Source organism: Thalassotalea sp. G2M2-11, from assembly GCF_017168195.1.
Taxonomy (GTDB): Bacteria; Pseudomonadota; Gammaproteobacteria; order Enterobacterales; family Alteromonadaceae; genus Thalassotalea_E.
Map to the genome: position 1 here is coordinate 280,160 of NZ_JADNYL010000002.1, position 26,764 is coordinate 306,923.

18 protein-coding genes are annotated in these 26,764 nt (G+C 37.9%); 3 read left to right on the top strand and 15 right to left on the bottom strand.

Annotated elements, in window-relative coordinates:
• Entirely contained in the window at window positions 1-621 is a 621-nt protein-coding gene (locus IV514_RS07165) for a cytochrome c oxidase subunit 3 family protein (protein ID WP_206484274.1), read from the bottom strand.
• Between the two features lie 6 nt (window positions 622-627).
• Window positions 628-1,998 (bottom strand): cytochrome c oxidase accessory protein CcoG, encoded by a 1,371-nt coding sequence (gene ccoG, locus IV514_RS07170; RefSeq protein ID WP_206484275.1) that lies wholly within the window; start codon window positions 1,996-1,998, stop codon window positions 628-630.
• A 111-nt stretch (window positions 1,999-2,109) separates the two neighbouring features.
• Here ccoG and IV514_RS07175 point away from each other — a divergent pair, with 111 nt between their 5' ends.
• Window positions 2,110-3,528: a PLP-dependent aminotransferase family protein gene (locus IV514_RS07175; RefSeq protein WP_206484276.1), complete on the top strand. Its 1,419-nt coding sequence runs from the start codon at window positions 2,110-2,112 to the stop codon at window positions 3,526-3,528.
• A 215-nt stretch (window positions 3,529-3,743) separates the two neighbouring features.
• Here the strand turns inward: IV514_RS07175 and IV514_RS07180 are convergent, their stop codons facing one another.
• From IV514_RS07180 to IV514_RS07190, 3 genes are all read right to left on the bottom strand, one after another.
• Window positions 3,744-4,217, bottom strand: a complete 474-nt coding sequence (locus IV514_RS07180) for a hypothetical protein (protein ID WP_206484277.1) — start codon at window positions 4,215-4,217, stop codon at window positions 3,744-3,746.
• A 144-nt stretch (window positions 4,218-4,361) separates the two neighbouring features.
• Window positions 4,362-6,287: an EAL domain-containing protein gene (locus IV514_RS07185; protein ID WP_241242242.1), complete on the bottom strand. Its 1,926-nt coding sequence runs from the start codon at window positions 6,285-6,287 to the stop codon at window positions 4,362-4,364.
• A gap of 719 nt (window positions 6,288-7,006) precedes the next feature.
• Entirely contained in the window at window positions 7,007-12,910 is a 5,904-nt protein-coding gene (locus IV514_RS07190) for a fibronectin type III domain-containing protein (RefSeq protein WP_206484278.1), read from the bottom strand.
• 1,265 nt (window positions 12,911-14,175) lie between these two features.
• On the opposite strand from IV514_RS07190, the gene IV514_RS07195 reads away from it, so the two are divergent.
• Complete coding sequence (locus IV514_RS07195) at window positions 14,176-15,525, top strand: hypothetical protein (RefSeq protein WP_206484279.1); 1,350 nt, start codon at window positions 14,176-14,178, stop codon at window positions 15,523-15,525.
• A 162-nt stretch (window positions 15,526-15,687) separates the two neighbouring features.
• On the opposite strand, the gene fdx is transcribed toward IV514_RS07195, so the two are convergent.
• The 9 genes from fdx to trmJ all read right to left on the bottom strand — a co-directional run bounded on the left by fdx (window position 15,688) and on the right by trmJ (window position 22,880).
• Window positions 15,688-16,026, bottom strand: a complete 339-nt coding sequence (gene fdx / locus IV514_RS07200) for an ISC system 2Fe-2S type ferredoxin (protein WP_206484280.1) — start codon at window positions 16,024-16,026, stop codon at window positions 15,688-15,690.
• A gap of 48 nt (window positions 16,027-16,074) precedes the next feature.
• A complete protein-coding gene (gene hscA / locus IV514_RS07205; RefSeq protein WP_206484281.1) occupies window positions 16,075-17,937 on the bottom strand; it encodes a Fe-S protein assembly chaperone HscA in 1,863 nt (620 codons plus the stop codon).
• Window positions 17,938-17,970: 33 nt separating this feature from the next.
• On the bottom strand, window positions 17,971-18,498 hold the full coding sequence (hscB, locus tag IV514_RS07210; protein ID WP_206484282.1) for a co-chaperone HscB: 528 nt from the start codon (window positions 18,496-18,498) through the stop codon (window positions 17,971-17,973).
• Between the two features lie 89 nt (window positions 18,499-18,587).
• Entirely contained in the window at window positions 18,588-18,911 is a 324-nt protein-coding gene (gene iscA / locus IV514_RS07215; protein WP_206484283.1) for an iron-sulfur cluster assembly protein IscA, read from the bottom strand.
• A gap of 12 nt (window positions 18,912-18,923) precedes the next feature.
• On the bottom strand, window positions 18,924-19,307 hold the full coding sequence (gene iscU, locus IV514_RS07220) for a Fe-S cluster assembly scaffold IscU (protein ID WP_206484284.1): 384 nt from the start codon (window positions 19,305-19,307) through the stop codon (window positions 18,924-18,926).
• A 28-nt stretch (window positions 19,308-19,335) separates the two neighbouring features.
• A complete protein-coding gene (locus IV514_RS07225; RefSeq protein WP_206484285.1) occupies window positions 19,336-20,550 on the bottom strand; it encodes an IscS subfamily cysteine desulfurase in 1,215 nt (404 codons plus the stop codon).
• A gap of 36 nt (window positions 20,551-20,586) precedes the next feature.
• Entirely contained in the window at window positions 20,587-21,090 is a 504-nt protein-coding gene (gene iscR / locus IV514_RS07230) for a Fe-S cluster assembly transcriptional regulator IscR (RefSeq protein ID WP_206484286.1), read from the bottom strand.
• A 192-nt stretch (window positions 21,091-21,282) separates the two neighbouring features.
• Window positions 21,283-22,092, bottom strand: a complete 810-nt coding sequence (cysE, locus tag IV514_RS07235) for a serine O-acetyltransferase (RefSeq protein WP_206484287.1) — start codon at window positions 22,090-22,092, stop codon at window positions 21,283-21,285.
• A 29-nt stretch (window positions 22,093-22,121) separates the two neighbouring features.
• A complete protein-coding gene (gene trmJ / locus IV514_RS07240; protein ID WP_206484288.1) occupies window positions 22,122-22,880 on the bottom strand; it encodes a tRNA (cytosine(32)/uridine(32)-2'-O)-methyltransferase TrmJ in 759 nt (252 codons plus the stop codon).
• A gap of 370 nt (window positions 22,881-23,250) precedes the next feature.
• Here trmJ and suhB point away from each other — a divergent pair, with 370 nt between their 5' ends.
• A complete protein-coding gene (suhB, locus tag IV514_RS07245) occupies window positions 23,251-24,054 on the top strand; it encodes an inositol-1-monophosphatase (protein WP_206484289.1) in 804 nt (267 codons plus the stop codon).
• 270 nt (window positions 24,055-24,324) lie between these two features.
• Here the strand turns inward: suhB and IV514_RS07250 are convergent, their stop codons facing one another.
• Window positions 24,325-26,601 (bottom strand): GGDEF domain-containing phosphodiesterase, encoded by a 2,277-nt coding sequence (locus IV514_RS07250; protein WP_206484290.1) that lies wholly within the window; start codon window positions 26,599-26,601, stop codon window positions 24,325-24,327.
• Window positions 26,602-26,764: the final 163 nt, after the last annotated feature.

Here is a 26,764-nt window from a genome sequence, read left to right on the forward strand (position 1 = left end):
TCACCGTAAAACATAAAGTAATGGAAAAATAATAATCCATGCGAGGTCAACCATATGCCAGTAACTTGCTATGGCAGTTAATCCTCCATGCCTATCCCTAGAATAATGACCTTTATTAACATAATAGATTGCCCACAGAATACTGCATGTTGCCCAACCTACATGCAGAAAGTGGTTAAAAGTCATATAATAATATACGGTAAAAAAAGGGTTGGTATCACTATGGATCCCATGATCAATATTCCAACCATATTCCCATCCTTTAATTATCAAATAAATGACTCCGGCAGCAACTGTCCCCCATAACCAGCGAGTACAAGCTGATGAATCTCCTTGTCTAATTGCTGACATCGCTTTTGCAACAAAGTAACTACTCGTAATGAGTACGACTGTATTTAACGTTCCTGCTAGCGTATTTAATAATTCAGGACCTTGGCTAAATTCATGGATATAATGTGCCTTAGCAATCACGTAAATAACGAAAAACATGCCAAATTCAGTAAACTCGGCAAAAATGCCAACCCAAACTGCTCGATTGCCAGGGATTTTACTTAAGGTATCAGGCTCACTACTTACATCACCCGAGCCATTTAAAGGAAACGTATCACATTTAGTCATCATAAATAATTAACCTCGGCCACCACTATAAAAAGAGCTCTCTTTACTAATGACTTCCTGTGAGCTTTGTTCTTTAATTGTAAATTCAATATCATTTCTAAACTCATCTGTAGCTTCTTTTCTGCTCACTGTGACTGAAATGACTCTAAGCTCACCGGCTAAAACATCTACAGGGCGATTATTTTCAATAGTGAGTTCAGAAAGTCCATGTACAGCTAATTGATACTGCTGTTTATTCATCGTTTTATTCCTGATCTTAACTATATAAAGATTTTCAACATTTGCTTGCTCATTAATTCGAAAAAGCTCTTGTCTGTCTCTAATAATATTAACTTGAAAACTCTGCCACGAGTTCAGCCATACAATGATACTCAACAGAAGAACTAAAACTAAGCTACCGTATGCTAAATGACGAAGCCATCGTCGTTGTAAACTACTCTCTTGATAAAATGAAATAAGGCCTTTTGGCGCATTAAACTTTTCCATCGTCATATCACAAGCATCAGCACATAAACCACAATTAATACATTCAAATTGTAAGCCGTCACGTATATCAATGCCTACCGGACAAACTTGCACACATAAATGACAATCGACACAATCACCTTGCCCTGATTGTTTAACTTGACTCCGTTTTCTTTTGGCTCGGTTTTCGCCGCGAGCAACATCATAACTAACCATAGTGGTCGACTTATCAAACATAGCTGACTGAAACCGTGAATAAGGACAGATATGCTGACACATTTTTTCCCGAATCCAGCCAGCATTGATATAAGTACAACCGGTAAAAAACAACCCCCAATAAACAACTAGACTCGACTGCTGACCAGTGAAAAAAGAAAGATAAAGGGCTTTTGCAGGCACAAAATATGAAATAAAAATTAACGCAGTTAACAATGAAACACTTAGCCATAAAAAGTGTTTTACCAATTTTTTACTGACTTTGTGCCACGATAATTTTTGTTTATCTAACGATTTGCTTTGATTATGGCTTCCTTCAATACGTCGCTCTATCCAATTAAAGGCTAACATCCATATTGTTTGCGGACAGGTAAAACCACACCACACTCTGCCGTAAAGCTTAGTCACATAAAAAAGTAAAAATGCAGCGAGGGTAAATAACAGACAAAATATCAAAAAATCCTGCGGAAAAAGCGTCATTGAAAATAGCTGGATTTTTTGCTGCTGAAGATCAAAATAAACCGCTTGCTTTCCTTGAAACTCTATCAAAGGGATCATTGCAAAAATGAGTACGAGTACAACACTAAGATACCTACGAATTTTTTGATAACGCCCGAACTGCTCTCGGATATATATTTTGTCACCGGTGTATGGTGTCTTAAAAATAAGATTTTCTTTCGACTGATATGAAGCGCTCACTAAATTGCTCCTGAACTACAACGCGGAGCAAAAGTATAAAACCCTAATCTGTTATTGATAGATACAAATATTTAAATAACAATAGATACAGATGAAAAACGGGTAGCGTTCATGAAACAATTTAAATATCAACAATTAGCAAATTTGATTAAAAAAAAATTAGCTGACGAGCATTGGCAACCGCATACTAAGCTACCGTCAATTAGAGCGTTAGCAAAAACCTACCAGCTATCAATTATCTCGGTGCAAAAATCATTACAGCTACTTGAAACTTGGGGAAATATTTATGTAAAACATAAATCAGGCTATTACGTTTCACCGGAAAAAAAACCAATGAAACAGCCCCAACAGCAACCATTACCAAAGCCAAAACTTGTTGATGTACCAGATGTTTTCCATGAAATTATGGAGCACAGCGCAGCTTTTGATATTGCTCCACAATCAGTAAATAATAATCAAACACCAAACCACCTACTCATATTAAACAGACACATTAGTAGAGCCTTTCGACAATTCCCACAAAATAAAGCGTTATATTATTCAAAGCCTGCCGGCAGCAACGAACTTCGTTTACAAATTAGTAGACATTACACCAATCGGAATTTACATATTTCAGCACAAGATATTTGTATTACCTCCGGTTGTCAGAATAGTTTATTTCTCGCACTTATGGCGAGTTGCCAAGCGGGTGACATTGTTGCAGTAGAAAGCCCTGCTTTTTATGGCGTACTACAATTACTACAACTTTTAAAACTCAAAGTCATAGAGTTGCCTTGCTCTTATACTCAAGGATTACGTGCTAAAACACTTAAAGAAGCCGCTAAAAAATGGCCTATTAAAGCTTGCATATTAACTCCTAGTTTTGCTACCCCTACAGGAGCATTAATACCTACAGAAGAGCAAAAAAAGATCATTCAAATAGCAAATGATCATGAAATTATACTCATAGAAGATGATATATACGGTGATTTAGGTTTTCACTCCCGAGTATCACCACTAAAACAATTTGATAATCAAGGTCGTGTTATATTATGCAGTTCATTCTCTAAGTCATTGTCACGAGATTTACGTGTAGGCTGGATCATTACCAGCAAAAACTTTGATAAAATTGCTCATATAAAGCTCGTCAATCAACTATCAACAAGCCAAGCTATACAACAAGGACTCACAACTTTTCTTGCTGAAGGACATTATGAAAGACACCTTAACCAATATAGGAAAACTTTATTAATGCAACGTGAGTTACTCACTAATGCATTATCACAATATTGGCGGTTTCCTATACGTTATACCATTCCTGAGGGTGGGCTTGCACTTTGGCTAGAACTACCTCAACAAGTTGATACGCTAAGCTTATATAACAAAGCGCGCCAGCAAGGTATCACCCTGACCCCCGGACAGTTATTTTCTTCAAATAAAGGTTTTCATAAAAACTTACGATTAAGCTTTGCCCATCCAATAACAGGTCATAGATTAAACGCATTAATACAGCTAGGTGAGATTATTTCTAAAGCAATGACAAACAACTAAATAAACATCATAAATATGCTGATAATGTATAAGTTAAAGTGTTAACTAGGTCATCCGGATCGGATAATATATTGACAAATTAACGTTGAAAGAAAAATATAAGAGTCTATTCACCCTATAATCTATGCGTTATCGGATTAACACTTTCACATAAAAGTGTAAAGATTTGCTTCTTTCATTTTGCTAAAGATATGAGAATGTTAATTAATAATCCATTACTCTAATAATAAATAACCAGATGAATTTTTCGCAGTAGATAGTATTTTCTTTACTCTTTGCTCTGTCAATTGAAAATCAGGAGCATCTAGTTCTTCTAAAGTTTCACTCCCAAGGTTATAAAAAAATACTATATATGCACTGTCAGATTTTACTGATGGTGCAACTGATTTTATATCAATTAAAGGGATGTTTTGAACTTTAGGGGGTTTAGCAAAATGTCTCAACACACTGACTTCATAATCAAGTAGTGGCTTTTCTGCTGTCGCTTTAAAATAGTTAACAACATCTTCTGTAGATAAATATGCTTGATTAATAACATCATAAACATATATAGATGGAAGCGTTGGATTAATGCTAATCCCTTGTAATTTATATATTTCAAGTAATTCCTTACCGACTATTTTAACTGCGAGAGTCTTACTGCTAAATGCCAGTAAACATGTGACAAATATTAACGAAATATATTTCAACGACTTATTCCTTTTAAAAATTTTACTATTCCCTTGCAACCGCTCCCTGCAAGATAGATATACTTAACACCTTGTTAAGTATTTTTTTACACTAATTGAATAAGTTAAACCCGTCAACCCTGACTAATAATTGTCGATATATGGCTATAGTCTTTTAGATAATGTAGAAGAATCTACAGTTTCACTTTCACTTAAAGCTAACAACTTTTCAAGTTCATCTAACTTGATAGGCTTAGAGAGAAAGTATCCCTGCGCCCAATCACAGCCTATATTTTGAAGATATTTAAGTTGTTCCTCTGTTTCAACACCTTCCCCAACCACTCTAAGTTCATAAAGTTCAGCTAAATTTTTAATAATTGAAACCATTTTTTTCATGGCTTCTTGTTCTGAAAATAAGCCGTCAATAAAAGAACGATCAATCTTCAGACAATCCGCTGGATAATGCATTAATTGACTAAAGGCGGTATAACCCGTGCCAAAATCATCCAAGGCTAAAGAAACACCCAGTGTTTTGAGTTTTTTCAGTATTGCTATGCCTTTCTCATCATCCAAAACAAATGCAGTTTCAGTTATTTCAAACTCTACTAAAGACGGCGGGATACAATACTTTTCGAGTAATTCTTTAACGTTGTCAGGGAATAGCTCGTTTTGGATTTCAATTCCAGAGATATTGATACAAAGTTTGCCTTTAAAATCTTTATCTGCCAGTAATTTTGCTAGAGTTGCCATACTGTTTTCAACAACCCACAAATCTATCTCTTTAATTAAGTTAGTTGTTTCTGCTATCGGAATAAACTTATCTGGACCAATACCATCCACTTCAAGATTTTGGCAACGTAAAAGAGCCTCAATGCCGACTATTTCACTCGTTTGACAATCAAATAAAGGCATATAAACTAAGGAAAACAAGTTTTCTTCAAGCGCTATTTTTAAACACTCTTCTATCCTGTACCGCTCTTTTAATTCATCGGTAATTTCTTTGGTATAAAATTCAAAACGGTTACGACCATTTTTTTTCGCTTGATACATAGCCAAGTCTGCATGATGCTGCAACTCATCTGGTGTTTTTGCATCTTCTGGAAAAACAGCAATACCAATGCTTGCAAAAACAGAATGATGTATACCTGCCACGTTAAGGCCACCATCAAAAACTCTCAATATTCGTTCAGCTACTGTTCCTGCGCTAATCGTGCTATCTAAGTCATTTAGAATGACAACAAATTCATCTCCTGCCAGCCTAGCCAGATCTTCGGGCTCTCTTTTGGCAACCAAATCTGTTGGTCGCGTTGCTTCTTTGAGCAGAGTACTGAATAAGCACAATAATTGATCGCCTACTTCATGACCATAATTGTCATTAACCTGCTTAAAATTATCTAGGTCTATATAAAGTAAGCCAACTCGTTGTTGTTCCTTTTCTGCTCGCTGTAAGATGCGAGTAATATTTATTTTAAAGTTCTGCCGATTTGGTAATCCGGTAAGCGAATCGTAATAAGCTAATTTTCTCATATCTTCATCATGCATGAGTATGATTGTGTTATAGGCTTTCTCTTCAGAATGAATCGCTGCCAAACAGATTAAACAAAGTGCAAGTAAGGTTAATTCAAAACGAATAGATTGATGCAAGCTGTAGTTCACCAATAAAAAATCGGATAATGGGGTAAAAAGCAGTATATTGCTGATGATGAAAAAAATTAAAGAAAGAAATACAGCAGACCAAAAGCGATTAATGAAAAGGTTAATAGCAATGATCGGGTAAATCCATAAAACCCCTGTATTTTGGCTGCCTCCAGTGAATAAAAGAGTAAAGGATAAGATAAGTAATATACCATTAAGTATATTAACACTTAGCTCAATACTGGTATTTCGATACAGTAAATAGAGGTTGATATACCCTGCACACATACAGAATAGAAGCACGCTACCTAGGAAAAAAGCTTGATCATTAATACTTATAATGCCAAAGATGAGTAGGAACGTTGTACCAATAAACGACAATACTTTGCATAGGAGTATATGTCTTTCTGACCTTACTTTGAGCATTTCATGGGAGCTTTGATTGTTTGAAGTCAATTACTAACGTCCTATAATGTTATATTGCATAACCTGTATAACTCTAAATATGGTATAAAACGACTTGAACCTCAAGCTAGGTAATAGCTAAGATGCATAACTTTAAGATCAGAGTCTGATTACTCATAAGAGAAACTGGCTCTAGACGGTGAGTTAGATAGAACCTATATATCCATGTTAGAAAGGGGTTAGTCCCCCCCTGAAAACTATCTCTACTTTATGTGAGAAGTTGAACTTTTTCCCCTAAAATGGTGAAACTGTTAGAAGTAGACGTTGAAAAGACTCCTTATTACAATTTTGGTCAAAACATCATGTCACCTTGTTTTAAAGGGGAGTGTTGAGTTCTTATTTTCTATAAAGAATGCCCTAAAGTGAATAAACGTTAAAGATTGGTGATTGGAAAGTTGATTGAAACTTATCTTGTATTTTATTGATTATATTAATATTTTTTATTTTCACTAAAAGGAACATACGATAGGCATTTCAGCCAACACCACTTAAAACGAAAAAGGGTAATAACATTACTGCCATTACCCTTTTATAGTATTTAATCGATTGAATTATCGGTGGTTTTCAGAAACCATATTGATGGTATGTTTCTTTTAGGATAATTACCTATCACAGCCATCGGTCAACATGTCCTAACTTAAAAACTGTTACCTTTACACTATAAATAAAAAAGCCCTAAATCATAGGGCTTTAAAAATTATAGTCACTAATTAATAAAACTTAATTCTTTTTGAAATCAATATTAACAATATTAAAATTAAAGAATACAACCCAGTTGAACCGCCTGAACTTTCGTTCTGCTTAGATTTAGCTAATGTATTTATGGCGCTCGTATTACTCCACACTGTTTTAAAATTCCCATTTTGCGCCAACATTCTAAATTCATACGTTGTTTCAGCCTGCAACCCTGTCGATGTCCAACTAGTTTCACTATTTGTTACATTGTATACAGTTTGCCATTCACTCCCACCTGTAATTCGTTGCTGTATCTCAAATGTGAACGTTAAATCATTTGGTACTTCATGAGTCCAGTTTAGAGTGATGGAGTTTTGTGTTGGGCTTGAGGTATCCAAAGCGGGGGCAGCAATATACCTAATTTCAACTAAAACCTGATTAGATGAAACACCATCAATATCCTTAATCGTGTAAACAAAAGAGTCATCCGTTTCAAAAGCACTGCTAGGGGTGTAAGTCACATTACCTTCTCGTTCTATTCTCACTTCACCCAATTGAGCATCTTGAATAATCTCAATCGAATTGGCATTAATGTGACCTTCTGGGTCTGTATCATTATCAATAATGTTAAAAGTCATTTCATTAACCGATGCCATCAGTACCATATCAGATGTCGCAATTGGTGCTAAGCTACTTTGTAAAACACTACTCCAAAGAGTGGACCTATTTTGCGAAATACCCCGCATACGAAACTCATAAACTGTCGCGTCATCGAGTTCTGCTACAATTAAATTATTTTGATCAGACGCAACACTAGCTAACCTTTCCCATTTATCTTCCCCTTGTTCGCGTTTTTGTACTTCAAACTCATTAAGCCATAATTCTGGCGCTTCATGCGTCCAAGTTAAAATCACTGAATTTCTAGATTGTTCAAAAAACGAAATAGCGGGCGGTGGTATGTAAACAATATTAACAGTTGCTGGAGCTGTTACTTGACCGTTCATATCACTTACGGTGTAAGTGAAAGAATCCGTGAGTTCATAATCATTGTTTGGCAAATAGCTTATTTCACCATTTTCAAGAACACTAACCTGACCAGCCTTGGGCTGATCGACGATCGCCACGCTACCAGCATCAATAGAACCATCAGGGTCGATATCGTTTGCTGTAACGTTCAAAGTATGTTGCTTGAGTTCAGTTATATATAGGAGGTCATCATAAGCAATAGGTTGATCACTATTCAGCACTGAATTACTCCATTGAGAGTCATTATTGCCTGTAGAGGCTTTAATTCTATACTCATATTGGCTACCGACAACTATATCAGTGTCTGTCCATTGAGTTTCATTTGCTTGAGCAATAAAAACATCTTCCCAAATACTACTTCCAGCAATTCTGCGTTGAATAACAAATCCCATCTCTAGAGATTCATCTGTCCAGTTTAATGTTATAAATGCATCCGTTACATTAATGATACTTAATTTTGGCGCTGAGACAGAGGCTTGTGGTGATACATCAAAAAATTCTATATTACCGTTAACTTCGACAATGAGCTTCTGACTTGTTGAATTATAACCACTAACCACCGTGTGTGTTGGCATAGTCAATACTTGACGACGTAAATTTACATCAAAAATTTCATTATCAGAAAAGGCATAACGGCCATCTTCAGAAGTTGAATATATGATAGCTGGCATATGCCACTCAGGCTGTAATTCATTATCAAATACTACACCTGACCAGAAAATACGATTTCCATCTTCAGAAGTTAAAACTGTTCTCGACCCATAATAACTTGCCATATTGTCTGGGCGTATTTCAGCAAGTTGGGTAAACTTATCACCACTTGTATCGAATTTGATGATAGTAGCACCGCTAGAGTTATTTTCACCATGGTAATAATAACGTCCCTCGGGTCCAAAGATTCCCCCTCCCTCACGCACGAACTTTCTGTCGAGTTCAATTTCAGATTCAGTGTTCAAAAGACTGATATCAATCCACTGGTCTTCTTCTTCGACGACTATTCTTTGAGAGACCCCAGCAGCAATACGATATACATCACCATCTCTATAGCCCATACGCCCAGCGGGTTGAAACACTATGACTTTTATTACTTCAAATGAGCTTCTATCAATAACAAGTAATTTACCCTCTAGCCAATTTGTGACATAAAGTAAGTCATCTGCATAATGAATCGCAAAATCAGTTACTGATGAGCCAACAGGTTTAACGCGTTGAATAGACTCCGTTAAAGAGTCCAACTCAATTAAATAGGCAGCTGAGGTTGAGTCGCTCGTGTTTTCACTGATAGCGTATACCGTAGTCGAATCTCGATCGCTGCGGATATGTTGCAAAGCCAAAGGTTCTACTTTAAGTGTAATTGGAATCACTAAGTCGCCGTCTATGTTAGTTAACGTTATGCTAGAAGTATTCTCTCCAAGCGGAAGTTCACTGGCATCCAAAGTAATGTTCAATGAATCAAGTGACGTGCCACTGCTTTGTGAAAGTATTACCCATGAATGTTCACTCGATGCAGTCCAGTTGACAGGTTCTTCTTTCGCACTTAATTCAATACTGACTTTAAAGTCTTTAAAACCAGTAACTGTTTGCTCATTTACCTCACTTTTGTCCAGGGCAATTCGAGAAACAGTGAAAGAATATACCGGACCTAATTCAGGACCGTCATCTCCCACTGGGTCAACACGCCAAAAATATTCAGTATTATTTGTTAATGCGTCTAATATTTCATAACTCGCTCTATTTACACGTCCCATATAGACTGGTGAAAAAGTGTTAGCATCTGTAACTTCCTGTTCATTAACGCCTAGATAAACGTCGTATTCATCGAACCAAGGAATCAGTGTCCATGACAATATTTCAGGCGAGTTGACTACTGAACCATCAAGCGGAGTTAACATTAATTTTAACGCCGCCAAATAATCATTTTCTTTTTTATAAACTGAATTGCTCCATGTTGAACTTTGGTCTTCTGTAAACGCTCGCACCCTAAATTCATAGCTTGTTTGAGCATCTAGGTCATTGACAATCCAACTCTTTTCATTTGCTGCCGTCGTATGAGCATCAGTCCACTCAGTTTGTCCTAATGTTCTCCATTGAATAGCAAACCCCATTTCTAGCGATGCATCAGTCCATGTTAATTCGGCGGATGTATTCGTCTGATTGATAAGAGTGAGTTCTGGCGACGGTATGCCATCTTGAGGTGAGATATTGTAAAATTTGAGTCTACCACTCTCCTCGACCATCAACTTTTGACTGGTAGAATTAAAACCACTAACTGCCGTCCTTATTGGCATACTAAAGATTTGACGTTGCAAATTTATGTCGTAAATAGCTTCTAATGCAAATGCATAACGTCCATCTTGAGAGGCTGAATAAATAATGTCTCCAGTACGCCATTCACTTTCTAGATCATTATTGAGTACGACACCCGCCCAAAATACACGATTTCCATCCTCAGTAACGATTATTGTTCTCGACCCATAATAGCTTGCAATATCTTCAGGGCGTACTTCAGCAAGTTGAGTAAATATATCACCACTGGTATCGAATTTGATGATGGATGCACCGGAAGAGTTATTTTCACCATGGTAATAATAACGCCCCTCAGGGCCAAATGCTCCGCCTCCTTCTCGCACAAACTGATTGTCTAGTTCAACTTCCGATTCAGTGTTAAAAAGACTGATGTCAACCCATTGATCTTCCTCTTCAACAACAATTCTTTGTGATGCCCCAGTTGCTACTCTGTATACATCGCCACTTGAATAACCTGTAGCACCTGCCGGTTCGAATTCAATCGTTTTCTCTACTTCAAACGTGTCGATATTGACCGCAAGTAAATCACCGGTTTTCCAGTTGGTAACATAAAGTAGTTTATCTTTATAGTGTATCGCCAAATCAGTAACTGAAGAGCCAACAGACAGTATTCTTTGGATAGATTCGTCTTCTGAATTGATATCCAGTAAAAACGCAGAAGGTGTTACACTCGATGTGTCTTCAGAAATGGCATACATTGTTGATGAATTACGGTCACTTCGAATATGCGTAAGACTAAGAGGATTGACTCTAAGCGTGATAGGTATTTCAAGATCGCCGGAATTGGTTGTTAAAGTAATATGCGATATGTTTTGACCTAGCGGCAATTCGGTAGCATCCAATGCGATATTGAGCGAAGATGGTGTTGTACCAGAGTTACTTTCAAATGAAATCCAGTCAGCTTCGCTGCTTACAGACCAATCTGTGTCTACGTCAGAACTGAGCTGAATTGACGTCTCAAAGCCTTTAAAACCCGCAACGGTTTGTTCTTTGACTTCACTTTGACTCAGCACAATGTTGGAAACAGTAAAGGAGTATACCGCTCCAGTTTCTGGACCATTAGCACCAACTGGGTCAATACGCCAAAAGTACTCGGTACCGCTGAGCAAGGTTTGAAGGAGTTCAATACTTATGCCGCTAACTCGGCCTAGATAGAGCGATGAAGAAGTATCTGCAGCTTTGATATCCAGCTCACTAGTGCCTAGATAAATATCATAAACAGATACACCAGGAGTCGGCTCCCAAGACAAAGCCTCTACACCTGAAACTAACGCCCCATCTTGTGGATTTTGCCTTACCCCGAGTGCATCAAGACCGACTTGACTCAATAGATCGACAACTTCAAGCGTTCGGTTTTTAGAATTAAAATAAATAAAGCGACTATAATCTGAAGTAAAAGCCTGTGCTTTTCTGTATATATAACCTGAGTTGTAGCTAGGGTCAGAAAATTGATACAGTTCTTTGCCTGTAGCAAACTCATACAACTTATCGCTTGTAGCGACAACCTTGCCATTTGGGGTCATTGACCATATTGCTGACGGGAACGATGTAACAAGATTCGTTATATCTCCTGCATCTACAGCTACAGTCTTTAATATAGCTGTCTGGCCATTATTTGTAAGTAATACAGGCGCTTCGAACGGTGCTCTTTCAAAATTACTAACTTGTGTAGTTTTATCAAATACAACAGTACCATCTTCATTTATTTTATATTGACCAATAATCGGCGAGTGAGAACCAGCTGACCACCCGTACTGGGGCATTGCTACAATACGGGTTTTATCGTTAGTTACAGCCAAGTCCATAAAACCTGTGGTGTTGCCTGTTGCCGCTCCTCCATTAAAGTTTATAGATTGTATGACAGTATTTGAACTTCTATCTAATACCCTAAGAACAGGTCCCCACTTTCCATCAACATAATAAATAATACCTTCAGGTCCTAATTCAATATTGGCCGTTGTTTCTCCAGTCGTTGACCAATCTTCGTATGCCGGTAAGTTAATCGACTCTTTCAAACGAAACGATGTGAGATCAATCACATCAATTGTTCGGCTGATGCTATTGATTACTAAAAGTTCAGAGCTATCATCATTTATAACAAAATCAGTTGGATTTTTACCCACGGTTAAACAAGTATTCATTGATTCAGTTGAAGGATCAAATGAGAAAATACTACCATTATCAATACCGTTTTTTTGAATACCATATGTAAGAGGCCTGGTAGGATCATCGACCAATCGGTATACCTCCATCGCTGGTACCGTTGCTTGAACGAATAATTCGGTTGTCTCATCTCCATGACTCACAGAAATCGTAGCTGTATAACTTGCTATCAAATCTGAATTGTCAAAACTAATGTTGACGGTGTTTTGTTCAGTATCAACAGTCGCTATTGCCCAGTCTGAGTCTGAGTTAACCGTTATTAAAGATTCATCAAATCCTGTGTTGTCTACCGTATATAAAAAAGAGATCGGAACGTGATCACAATAGGGTGGAAAAACAACTTCTTGTTGGTTCTGGCTGAAAGAGATATCAGCGAGTGCGAATGGAGATAAAGACAATGCAACTGCAGTTGTCAAAACCCTCTGCATTAAAGCATATTTCAACTTAAAATTTCCTTTTTATAAATCAGCCTAATGGTTGATTGAAATGACTAAAGAATTGTACATTGAAATGTTCTAAAGAAGCGGAGAGAAAGCAATAAATCGAAAGAGCCAAAGCTTTAGGACGGTAATTCCGTTTACATTAGAGCGCAGTATTACTACCACGCCAATCCTTCATCAGCTAATGAAGTTTAAATGATGCCATAACAACTTTAAAATGTGAACTTTTTTATTTTGTATATTAATAAAGTTAAACAAGTACTTACAGACCTAAAGTTGACTAAAATTACTCACGTTAACCGCCTAAAAACAGTTGACCGTAGTTGACAAAGGCAGTCTATCCCCGCCCATCAAGATTCAGTATTTACCTCTTGGATAAATTTCCCTGCCTAACTGTAGATTTTCTTTCCAAGTGATAAGCGCTATTGGCAGACATACCGATAATGCATGATTGTTTTATAGAGTTTCAATCATTCTATAGAGGCAATATATCTATTTATTTAAATGAAAATATATGCAGTGTTAAAGGAGTATCTGTGACAAAAAGTACGCGTAGCGGCTACGCTTAATTTAAAAACTATCGTGACTACTTAGTTTTGATTTGCTCACCATTATTGCATTCTATTTTAAAGAATAATCTTGCTAGACTTTGTCCGAAAATAATCAAAGATTAAAATTGGCAATTTAAAGCCATCGTTAGAAGAAATCTCTTTAACGTATTAATTTTATTTAGTTTAAAACCACTGACATAATAAACAGACTAAAAGTATCTTAATTAAAACCACTTAAAACGAAAAAGGGTAATAACATTGCTGCTATTACCCTTTTATAGTATTTAATCGATTGAATTATCGGTGGTTTTCATAAACCATATTGATGGTATATTTCCTTTAAAACAAATTATCCCATGACTAGCTATTTAACCTCAGCTTCGCATAAGGAATGCGTTTCTAGCAGTTATTTTTACTGACTTCATCGTTATTTTAAAGTGAAATAGCCAGCTATTCCTACTTCAAAATGCCTTGAATTCAGACAAAAATATCAAGCTAGAAATATAAAATGTTCCTGAGTTATTGTTTTATTTAGTATGGCACTATTTCTTATACAAACCTGAGGTTATTTAGTTTTCTTTGGACAAATAAAACTTGCGCTCGTTGTTAAATATTTACACAAAAGTCATATAAATCAATAAATTATAAAATCATTGATTTGACTATCAAAGGAATTCCAGCTTAAATAACAAAAAATTAACAATAATGGAAAATCAATTGTCGTATTTAATTAAAAATAGAAAGCTTATAGCACCATATTTTATTATTTTTTCTATGACTGGTTGTAGTGGTGGTGGAACATCTGAATCCGCTGTTACACCTAAGCCAACAAGTTATTCAGTATCAATAAATATTACGGGAAGTGGTGAGGTGTCTGCCAGCCAACAACAATATACTAGCGGCACTGCGTTGACCTTTAGCATTACTCCAAATGAGGGGTATATGCTTGAAACTATAGCAGGCTGTGGTGTTGAACTCGATTATGATAATCAGTTTTCTAACGAAGCTATCTCTTTAGTTTCTGCACCCCTTGCGGGAAATTGCGAGTTATCTGCAACATTTATTGAGCGCATTAAATTAGCCGACATTTTTGAAAGTGATGTCTTACGTTCTTGTGCAATAAATAACGGGATGGCTGAAGGAGAAGCTACTAAAGAGTATGCCGATGAGGTACGTGTTATCAGTTGTAGTGATCAAACCATTGTTTCTACTTCTGGTATTGAGCACCTTGTTAAGCTAGAGCATTTTGTTAGCAATCGTTCACATATAACTGCACTCGACTTCTCTAATAATTCTATGTTGACAACGGTAATGGTTGATGACAATAGTTTGATGGATCTTGATGTCAGTAATAACCCCAATTTAACTTCACTTAGGGCTTCACGTAATCAACTAACTCAGATAGATGTTTCAAATAGCCCTACCTTAAGTGAGTTATTAGTTAATTCCAATGGTTTAACGAGTATCAACATCAGCGAAAACCTACACCTATCATCTTTGGATTTAAGTAATAATGCTATTGGTAATATCGATTTATCGGGTCATAGTTCACTTAAAACCCTAGGTTTAAGCTCAACATCATTGACAGAGCTTGACCTAACTAACAACACGTCACTCGAGACAGTGCGTATTGACTATAATGAGTTAAGTACCGTAGATTTTTCAAATAACACATCAATAAGAGTATTAAGTTTAAATGGAAATGCACAGTTAGTAGAAATTGATTTATCAATGTTGACACAACTTAAAGATTTATTTATTGATATGAGTGAATCTCAATCAGGCAAATTAACCCAGTTGGATTTAAGCCAAAATACTTTGTTAGAACGTTTGTTACTTGATCATCATGAATTTAATCAGCTCGATATTACCAACAATAAAAATCTGACTAATCTGTCAATTAAAAGCAATCAGTTAACAGACATAGATCTTAGTAATGCCAGTGAGCTACAAACATTAGACTTACGCAGTAATAATATATCTGTGCTTGATTTGTCATTTAATAATAAACTAACAACGGTTTATTATGACAATGATGTCACTTGTACTGGTGATGTTTGTAATTAATAGTATGTGTTCTGTTTGTTGACTAATTCATTATTTTTGATAAAAAAATTACGAGTTAGTGTACGAACGTGAAAATATTCCATTCAAACACTATATCGGATCAAAAAAGGGTAATAACATTGCTGTTATTACCCTTTTTTTTAAAATTGAATATGTTGAAAATTAGTGATTTTCAGAGACCATATTCACGGTATATTTAGGAATTTCTACCACTAGGTCTTCATCGGCTACTTTCGCTTGACAACTTAAACGTGATTCTGGCTCAAGTCCCCATGCTTTATCTAGCATGTCGTCTTCTAACTCATCACTTTCTTCAAGTGAATCAAAGCCTTCACGAATGATCACGTGGCAAGTTGTACAAGCGCATACTTTTTCACAAGCATGCTCAATGTCAATATCATTTTTCAATGCAACATTTAAAACACTTTCCCCTGTTTCGGCTTCTAATACCGCGCCATCAGGGCAAAGCTCTTCATGAGGTAATACGATAATTTTTGGCATATTGTTCTCTGACTCTGCTATCCAATTTTAGTGATTGATATCACGTCTTTATATTTCGTCAACGGTATGGCCCGACAACGCTGTGCGTATCGAAGCATCCATTCGCTTTTCAGCAAACTTTGCAGTTTGATGATTCAATTGTTCAATCGCTTTTTCGATATCATCGGGGTTATCACCTTGGCTCACTTTAGCAAGCTTAATGATCGCCTCATTAATTAGCGTTATTTCCTCATCAGATAATAGCGATTTGTCAGCCGCTAATGCCGACTCTACACCTTCAATGACTCGAGCAGCTTCAACTTGTTGTTCTTTTAACATGCGCGCTTGTATGTCTTCTTGCGCATTTGCCATTGATGCTTTTAGCATTTCAGCAATGTCATTTTCTGCTAGGCCAAACGAAGGTTTTACTTCAATGCTCGCTTCAACACCCGTTGATTTTTCCATCGCGGTCACCTCGAGTAAGCCATCAGCATCTACTTTAAAGGTTACTCGAATATGAGCAGCACCAGCCGCCATCGCAGGAATGCCTCGTAATTCAAACCTTGCAAGCGAACGACAATCATCAACTAGTTCACGTTCACCTTGTAAAACATGAACAGCCATAGCTGTTTGGCCGTCTTTAAAGGTAGTAAATTCTTGCGCTTTTGACACGGGAATAGTGGTGTTTCTCGGTATCACTTTTTCAACTAATCCCCCCATAGTTTCTAATCCGAGCGATAATGGGATCACATCAAGTAAGAGCATGTCGCTGTCAGGTTTATTACCCGCTAGAATATCCGCTTGAATAGCCGCACCAATTGCCACAACTTTATCAGGGTCAATGGAGGTTAATGGAGGTTGTTTGAAATACTCAGCAACTTCACTACGTACCATAGGTACGCGTGTTGAACCACCAACCATGACAACTTCTTTTACCTCATCTACAGCAACATCGGCATCTTTTAGTGCTCGTCGACATGCTCTGATCGTTTTAGTCACTAACGATTTAATTAAACCTTCAAACTCTGCCTTCGTTACTTGTGTTTGCCAAGTAGAGTTATCAGGTAAATGCAAATTAATTTCATGGCTATCGCTAGAAGTTAATGCTTCTTTAGCCTGACATGCTTGTTCGGTAAGCTGACGTTCCAGTGATGGTGATAATGGTCGTTGTAGCTTCGCTTTTTCGATTATATGATCGACCAAAGCAACATCAAAATCATCGCCACCTAATGCAGAATCGCCTCCGGTAGCCAACACTTCAAATACCCCTTTATTTAAACGGAGTATTGAAATATCAAAGGTACCGCCGCCTAAATCATACACAGCAATCACACCTTCTTGCCCGCTATCTAAGCCATAGGCAACAGCTGCTGCGGTAGGTTCATTTAATAACCGTAGTACATTCACGCCTGCTAATTTAGCCGCATCTTTCGTGCTTTGACGCTGAGCATCATCAAAATAGGCAGGGACCGTAATAACAACCCCCGTTAATTCGCCACCTAACGCTTGTTGTGCACGCTCATTCAATGACTTTAATACTTGGGCCGACACTTGTACCGGATTAATTTTACCCTGACGAGTCACTATGCTTGGATGATTTTCATCATCACAAAATTGATAAGGAAGAGAGGGGTACTTGCCTTGTATGTCGTTTAGAGAACGCCCTATCAAGCGTTTTGCCGAAACTATGGTATTTTGCGGATCAGAAATGCTGAGGCTTTTGGCTTCATAGCCCACTAAAATATCATCCGTTTGATAACTGACGATAGATGGCAAAATATCGCGTTCTTGATCATCTGTTAATGTTTGAGGCAAGCCACTTTTTACGGTTGCAATTAACGAATTGGTTGTGCCTAGATCAATGCCAGCCGCGAGACGATGCTCATGTGGGACAGTACTTTGACCAGGTTCTGCTATTTGTAATAACGCCATGTTGAGCTCGTTTTTGTCAAAAAGTTGAAATGATTAACCGTCGAGTAAGGAGTCTTCTAAACGATCTAATTCTAGATGAAGTTTTTGGTAAAATTTTAATTTGCGTAACAGTTCACCTGCCTGTTGATTAGCTGCTTCATCATTGGCTGATAACGCCACTTGCAGTGCTTGGTAAAGTGTTTGATACTCCGTTTCCAGTACTTGGGCGGCTTCAAATATCGCACTGTCAATGTCATCAGAATGTTGAACATCTTCTAACATTTCACGTAATTCCATTTGACGCATTAAAAAAGCATTATCGCTAAAGGATGTTTGTTCAGAGGGCATCTCTACACCACGTAACTCAAGCATATACTCAGCGCGTTTCAGTGGTGCTTTTAATGTTTGGTATGCATCATTAACAAGAGTAGATTTTTTTGCCGCCAATAGTTTCTCTTGGCTCGAACCATGAGCAAATCTATCAGGGTGAACACTTTTTTGAATCGTTTGATATCGTTCCGTTAAGGAGTCTAAATCAATAGTAAATCTTTCTTCTAAACCAAATATTTCGAAATTATTCACTAACAGCCTACTCGTTTTGTATTGATGATAAATACACTGAAAACAATAACAGTGTATTCATCCAGTTTATTCACCCGTTGCGCGCGCAATTATACATTAAAGCTTTCACCACAACCACACTCACCTTTGGCATTCGGGTTGGTGAATTTAAAGCCCTCGTTAAGTCCTTCTTTAACAAAATCTAATTCAATACCATCAAGATAAACCAAACTTTTACCATCAATGATAATATTCACATCATCAATGGTGAACATGGTGTCGTCTTCATTTAGTTCATCAACGAACTCAAGCACATAGGCTAAGCCCGAACAACCTGTGGTTTTGATGCCGAGTCTAAGTCCTAAACCTTTACCACGATTATCGATAAAGGTTTTAACTCGTTCAGACGCGGCAGGAGTCATAGATACACTCATTTACCGCCTCACCTACTCACTGTGCTTTGAACGATAGTCTTCAATCGCCGCTTTTATTGCATCTTCTGCTAAAATTGAACAATGAATTTTTACTGGTGGTAATGCTAATTCTTCAGCGATAGCGGTGTTTTTAATTTCACCAGCTTCATCAATAGACTTACCTTTTACCCATTCAGTGACTAAAGAACTTGACGCAATCGCGGAGCCACAACCATAAGTTTTAAACTTCGCGTCTTCAATGATGCCATCACCTGAGATTTTCAGTTGTAGCTTCATCACATCACCACAAGCTGGCGCACCTACCATACCGGTTGCTACTTGCGGGTCATTCTTGTCCATCGAACCAACATTGCGTGGGTTTTCATAATGGTCGATTACTTTTTCACTATAAGCCATAATATTTTCTCCTAGCAGCGCCTATCAATTAGTGCGCTACCCATTCAACTGAATCTAAATCAATACCGTCTTGATACATTTCCCAAAGCGGTGACATTTCACGTAAGTGACCGATTGATTTCTGGATAATGTCAATCGCATAATCTACTTCTTCTTCTGTGGTGAATCGGCCAAAACTAAAACGAATTGAACTATGAGCCATTTCATCGTTTAAGCCTAACGCACGTAATACATATGAAGGTTCTAAACTCGCCGACGTACATGCAGAGCCTGAAGAAACTGCTAAGTCTTTTAACGCCATGATCAATGACTCACCTTCAACAAAGTTAAAACTTACGTTTAAGTTACCAGGGTAACGTTTGTCAAAATCGCCATTAACAAATACTTGTTCCATTTGATTAATGCCTTGCCACATACGATCACGCATTTTCGTTACGTGCGCTAAATCTTGTGCCATTTCTTCTTTGGCAATACGACACGCTTCGCCCATGCCGACTATTTGATGAGTCGGAAGCGTACCACTGCGCATACCGCGCTCATGACCGCCACCATGCATTTGTGCTTCTAAACGAATACGAGGTTTACGGCGCACATATAAGGCACCAATGCCTTTAGGCCCATACATTTTATGAGCAGAAATCGACAGTAAATCTACTTTCAGTGCTTGGGTATCAATCTTCAACTTACCAACACTTTGTGCGGCATCCACATGAAAAACAATTTTACGAGCACGGCACATTTCACCGATTTCAGCAATATCTTGGATCACGCCAATTTCATTATTGACGTGCATGATGCTCACTAATACCGTATCGTCACGCATTGCTGCTTCAAGCTTTTTCAAATCAATCAGACCATTATCTTCTGGATCTAAATAAGTCACTTCATAACCTTGGCGTTCTAACTCACGACAAGTATCAAGCACAGCTTTATGCTCAGTTTTACTGGTAATAATATGCTTACCTTTTTTGCTGTAAAAATGTGCTACACCTTTAATCGCTAAGTTATCAGACTCAGTCGCACCCGATGTAAAAACAATTTCACGAGGATCCGCATTAATTAATTCTGCGACTTGGTTACGAGCAATATCAACAGCTTCTTCAGCTTGCCAGCCAAATTTGTGTGAACGTGAGGCGGGGTTGCCATAAAAACCATCTGTGGTCATGTATTGCATCATTTTTTCAGCAACACGCTTATCTACGGGTGTTGTGGCTGAATAATCAAAATATATAGGAAGCTTCATTTGGTTTACTTTCTCCAACTCAATCGACACACTGCGCTAACAGTCATGCACTATATTTGTCGTTGCAATTAATGTTTCTAACGAGTGCTTTGAATCTAGACGCTGTTGTTCGTCCTGTCGTTTAGAAACCTTTTTGACATTTCTTTGTTCAACGAGCTCTGACAAAGAAATGCCCTGTAAAAATTCTTCAATACGCTGGCTCAAATCAGACCATAACGAATGTGTTAAGCATTGGTGTCCACCCTGGCAATCACCAGAGCCGCCACATTTGGTCGCGTTAACACTTTCATCTACGGCGCCAATGACATCAGCTACAGCGATTTGGGCTGAGCACTTACCTAGCCGATAGCCTCCACCTGGGCCTCGGATACTAGTCACTAAACCGTGTTTACGTAAACGAGAAAATAACTGTTCAAGATAAGATAACGATATTCCTTGGCGTTCAGAAATATCAGCCAAGGACACAGGACCTGTTGCCGCATGAATTGCAACATCAAGCATAGCTGTTACGGCATAACGCCCTTTTGATGTAAGTTTCATTGTTTACCCCTGTGAAATCGCTGCGCAATTTTACATAACCCTACAAAATAGTCAAATTAATACCCGAGTATTATAGTCAAGTATTCTAGAGTATTTGGAGTAAAAACTCAACCAGTACTTGAGTATTTTACTCAGGTATTGGTTAATCATTGAAAATAAAGTATTTATTTGAATCAATATGACTAAAACAAGCTAAATTTCAGGATCAAATGATTCAACATGAGATTGTCGACGTTCAGCCGCAGCTTTCTCATCTTCGACAAATTCGCCGACCCTCAACTCAGGTAACGCTTCCTGACAAACTTCACCACCCAGTTGATTTACTTCCTTACATAAACTGGCCACCTTGTCATCCATCAGGTGCATATGATCAAGTAAACGCCCTATGGCTTTTGCAACAGGATCAGGATTATCAGGTGAAAGTGCGTAGGCATCAAAACCAAACTTTTTCGCCGCCGCTTGACGCTTTTTCACTTCGGAGTCTTCTGCTTTTTCATTAACGATGCGCCCTGGAATACCTACTGCAGTGGCATTTTTTGGTACATCTTTAACGACAACAGAGTTAGAACCCACTTTACCGCCTTGTCCTACAGTAATAGGACCAAGCACTTGTGCACCTGCACCAATTACTACATTATCTTCTAAGGTGGGATGACGTTTACCGCCGTTCCAACTCACCCCACCAAGCGTGACACCATGATAAATAGTCACATCATTACCAATTTCTGCTGTTTCACCAATAACAACACCCATGCCATGATCAATAAAAAAACGTCTGCCTAGTTTAGCGCCAGGATGTATCTCCACCCCCGTGAGCCAGCGAGAAAACGTAGATAGCATTCGGGCTAATAATTGCCAATTGGCTTTCCATAGCTTATGACTTAGTCGATGGATCCAAATCGCATGCATCCCTGGGTAATTGGTTAATACCTCAAAAGTGGTGCGGGCTGCAGGATCTCGCTCAAAGACACTTTTAATATCTTCTTTGATACGACTAAACATAATAACTACTTCCTTAATTTATTTAACATTTATGAATTTTGTCGCTTAGCGGCTTTTTCAACTGATGAAAGCATACCACGCCACATTTTAACTTCTTTACTGTCGGGTCTTGCGCGATTAATAAAACGTCTTAATTTTGTCATCACTAAACCGGGGTGACTCGGTACAATAAACCCAGTTGCTTTTAATGCTTGCTCAAAGTGCTCAAACATACGTTCGGTTTCATCAACCAAAGGGTATATTTGTTCATCTTGCTTACTATCTTTTTCCGCAATTTTATTTTGCTGTTCACCTTGTTGCTCAGCAAGAAACGCCATTCTTACTTCATAACTTAACGTTTGCACTGCCATCGCCAAATTGAGTGAACTATATTCAGGGTTCGCAGGAATTTGTACATGAAAGTGACATAACTGTAGCTCTTCATTCGTCAAGCCACTACTTTCACGACCAAAAACAAGTGCGACAGGATAATCACTCACTTCTTTAATTAACTTCTCACCACTTTCTCTTGGATCTAACATCGGCCAAGGTAAAGTACGAGAGCGTGCGCTAGTGCCGATGACTAAACCGCAATCACTCACGGCTTCTTCAAGTGTTGAAACGACTTTTGCTCCAGCCAATACGTCAGTTGCGCCTGCAGCAAGTGCTTGCGCTTGCCCATTGGGCATTTCAATAGGGTCAACCAAGATGAGCTGACTTAACCCCATTGTTTTCATTGCTCTAGCAGCAGAACCAATATTTCGACAATCGGAGGTGTTCACTAACACAATACGAACAGAATCTAACATTACCTAATTTCTCATGATGATGTTAATAGCGCGACGGTTTTAAACATAACCAGTATTTCGCAGCAATTAACGGTCTGGATGGCTAAAAATTGCGATAATATTAACATAAAAAACTTTACCTCTGAACCAAGAAAATATCATCCAATAAATTCATTTTTGCTAGTGCATATCAATATGAATTAGTGCGTAAATTTATAAGTGATCTTAACGTTATGTTTAAAATGGCTAATAAATAACCATTACTTAACTGATGCTCTGCTACACTTCTAGCGTTTTGATTAATTTTTTGTTATAGTGCGCGCCGCTAATTTCCGAGTGGGGGGATTAGTTGTCGTTCTTTTACAAAATTGGTAATTATTAAGGTGATAGTATGCATCCGATGCTAAACATTGCTGTGCGCGCTGCGCGTACCGCAGGTAATGTGATTGTTCGTGCGTTTGAACAAGCAGATAAAATTGAAATAGAAACAAAAGGCACAAATGATTTTGTTACAAACGTTGATATTGCGGCCGAACAAGCCATTGTTGACACAATCCGCAAATCTTATCCAGAGCACTCTATCGTAGGTGAAGAAACCGGCATTTCTGAAGGAACGGATAGCGACTACCAATGGATTATTGATCCCCTTGATGGCACCACCAATTTTGTTAAAGGCATTCCTCATTTTGCCGTTTCAATTGCCCTAAAAGTAAAAGGCAAGTTAGACCAAGCAGTTATTTATGACCCAATCCGTGGTGAACTCTTTACTGCTAGCCGTGGTAAAGGTGCGCAACTAAACGGTTTTAGAATTCGCGTAAAACAGAACAAAGAATTAACAGGTGCAATTTTAGCCACAGGCTTTCCGTTTAAGCAAAAACAGCATATGAATGCCTACATGAATATCTTCCAAGCCTTATTTACTAAAACATCAGATATGCGTCGTGCAGGTTCTGCTGCACTTGATTTAGCTTACGTGGCTGCGGGCAGAGTTGATGGTTTTTTCGAAATTGGTTTAAAACCATGGGATACTGCTGCTGGTGAATTAATGGTTATTGAAGCAGGTGGACTAGTGACTGACTTTACCGGCGGCCATAATCACAGTAAATCAGGTAACATTGTTGCCTGTAGCTCACGCTTGTTAAAAGAAGTATTAACAGATATTCGCCCTCATTTAGGCGATGCTTTAAGTAAATAATTTACTTTTTGCAAATTGAACATCGCTGCTCCCTTACATCCGTGTAACCGCAGCATGAAGTATGAACATCGCTGCTCCCTTACATCCATGTAACCGCAGCATGAAGTATGAACATCGCTGCTCCTTTACATCCATGTAACCGCAGCATGAAGTACGAACATCGCTGCTCCTTTACATCCATGTAACCGCAGTATGAAGTATGAACATCGCTGCTCCTTTACGTCCATGTAACCGCAGCATACCGTTCGTCCTGAACATAAGGTATGTAGTTTATTCTGCATACCTTTTTTGTTGCTGTTTTTCTTGGTGTTCTTTTAAAAAACTCAATAATTGCTCAGACGGTAAAGGTCGACTAAACCAGTAGCCCTGAATTTCGTCACAAGCTAATGACGCTAAAAAATCTACGTGTTGCTTTTCTTCTACTCCTTCAGCAATGATAGATAGACCAAGGTTTTTACCTAAACTGACAATCGTATTCACTATCGCTCTATCATCCTCATTTTGGTGACAATCTCTAATGAAAGATTGATCAATTTTCAGCTTATCAATTGGAAATTCTTTTAAATACGATAATGATGAATAGCCTGTACCAAAGTCATCAATGGATAGCTTCACGCCAAGTGATTTAAGATGATGCAGTAACGCTTTAGTGTTACTTTCTTGGTGCATAAAAACACCTTCAGTAATTTCCAATTCTAAATTTTTCGCGGGCAATTGGCTTAATTGCAGTGCTTGTTTAATGGTTTGAGAAAACTGTGGGTGTGAAAACTGACGAGGGGAAACATTTACCGCCACAACAAGATCGACATAACCTTTATCTACCAGTGACTTAGCAAATAGACATGCTTGTTCTAATATCCATTGACCAATAGGCACAATTAATCCAGAGGTTTCGGCAAGGGGAATAAACTCTGCTGGTGAAACAATACTCTCCTGATGGCGCCATCGAACTAAGGTTTCAACGCCCATGATGGCTTGCTTATTCAGTGCCAACTGCGGCTGAAATACTAAAAACAATTCCTGATTAGCTATAGCATGACGTAATTTATCAATAAGTTGCGCACTTTCCTGAACCCTTTCGGCAAACCTTGTTTGAAATAACACATAATTCTCATGTTCGCTCTTACTGGCCAAAGATAAAGCTATATGTGCATTTTTTAACAAACTATTATACTCATCACCATGCTCTGGATAGAGCACAAAGCCAAAATCACATGCCACAAAAAAATCACCATATGGCGTCGCCAATGCCTGAATTTCATCAATAGCAATACGCTTTACTAACTTTTGCAGTTGCAGCGTGCTTATCGATTCAGTACATAATAAGGCAAACTCATTATCACTAATATGAAATAACTCAACACTTTGAGGTAACCTGTTAACAACCACACGGGTAAATTCTTGCACAAGCGATAACACAACTTCACCACCAAGGCTATTCACTTTCTCATCAAAGTGGCGTATAGCAACCACGCCTAATGAAAAATGAATTTGCTCATCAATTAGTTCCGCTAACTTTTCCCTTAGGCGATATTGATTCGGAAGTTGAGTCTCTTGGTGAGTAAATGCCAGCTTATTCACTTCTATCTCAGCTAATCGATGTTCAGTCACATCCCTGACATGAATATCATAGGCATCTATTGCTTGATGCCAATAAAGGCTAATTTGCAAAATGCGATCAACTAAGGCTTGCTCAATCACTAAGCTATGATCACTACGCTCGATAAGCTCTTCGCGATAAGATAAAAAATGTTGAGGCAACAATAATTGAGGTTTTTTAGGATCTAAACTAACGGAGTTGAGTAACTTCCCACAAGCAGGATTAGCATAAGTCACTTCTCCAAGGTGATCGACACTAAGAATCGGGTTAGGGTTTTGTTGGGAAAATAACGCTAAACGAGTATTTTTTGCCTGCGCTAACATGTATTGTCGAATATACCAAGAAACGAGACCCGCAACGAAGACAATAACAACACTGTATGCGATGACTATCCAGTGGGCGATAGCCATTTGCATTAAGGTTTTTTCATGCCCTTCTTCCACTGTCGCTTGGGTTTGTTGCTCAATAAACTGTAATGTCGGTAATAAATCACGTCGCACTTTTGATATAGCCTGCAAAATCGTTCGCATTTCATCCCAATTATCAATATTTAGCTGCATGGCATGATAAAACTCTTGAAACAGTTCGCTAATTTTTTGCTGCCCTTGTGCAATGATCTTTGCTTGTTCAGTAAATCTTTCTTGTGCTTGGATCACCCTAAAATGCATAGCAAAGGTTTGCTTAACCGCTTCAGAGTCAGATAGAAACACGTCATTATTTTGTGAACGATAAAATTCATAGATAATACGCTCTTGTTCACTTAAATCAGCCATTAACTCATTAATACTGGTCAGTATCGGAATACGATATTCCACTAAATCGACGGCATATTGTTTAACTTTCACTGTAGAATGGTAAACGAAAAATGACAGCACTAACCCCATAATAATGGCAAGTCCTGCAAATAATGATGCACGTAACAAATAAGGTTTAACAATTGAGTTCATCTGTAGTTCCGAATTTTCTAATACCTAGATTAGACAGGCATTGAAACAAAATAATTACATCAATATTTCAAAGTTAAGTTGGTTAAAGAAGAGAATGCAAATAATAACTAAGATAAAAACCATCTAACTATCTGCATAAATTACATGGATAAACGCATTGCTA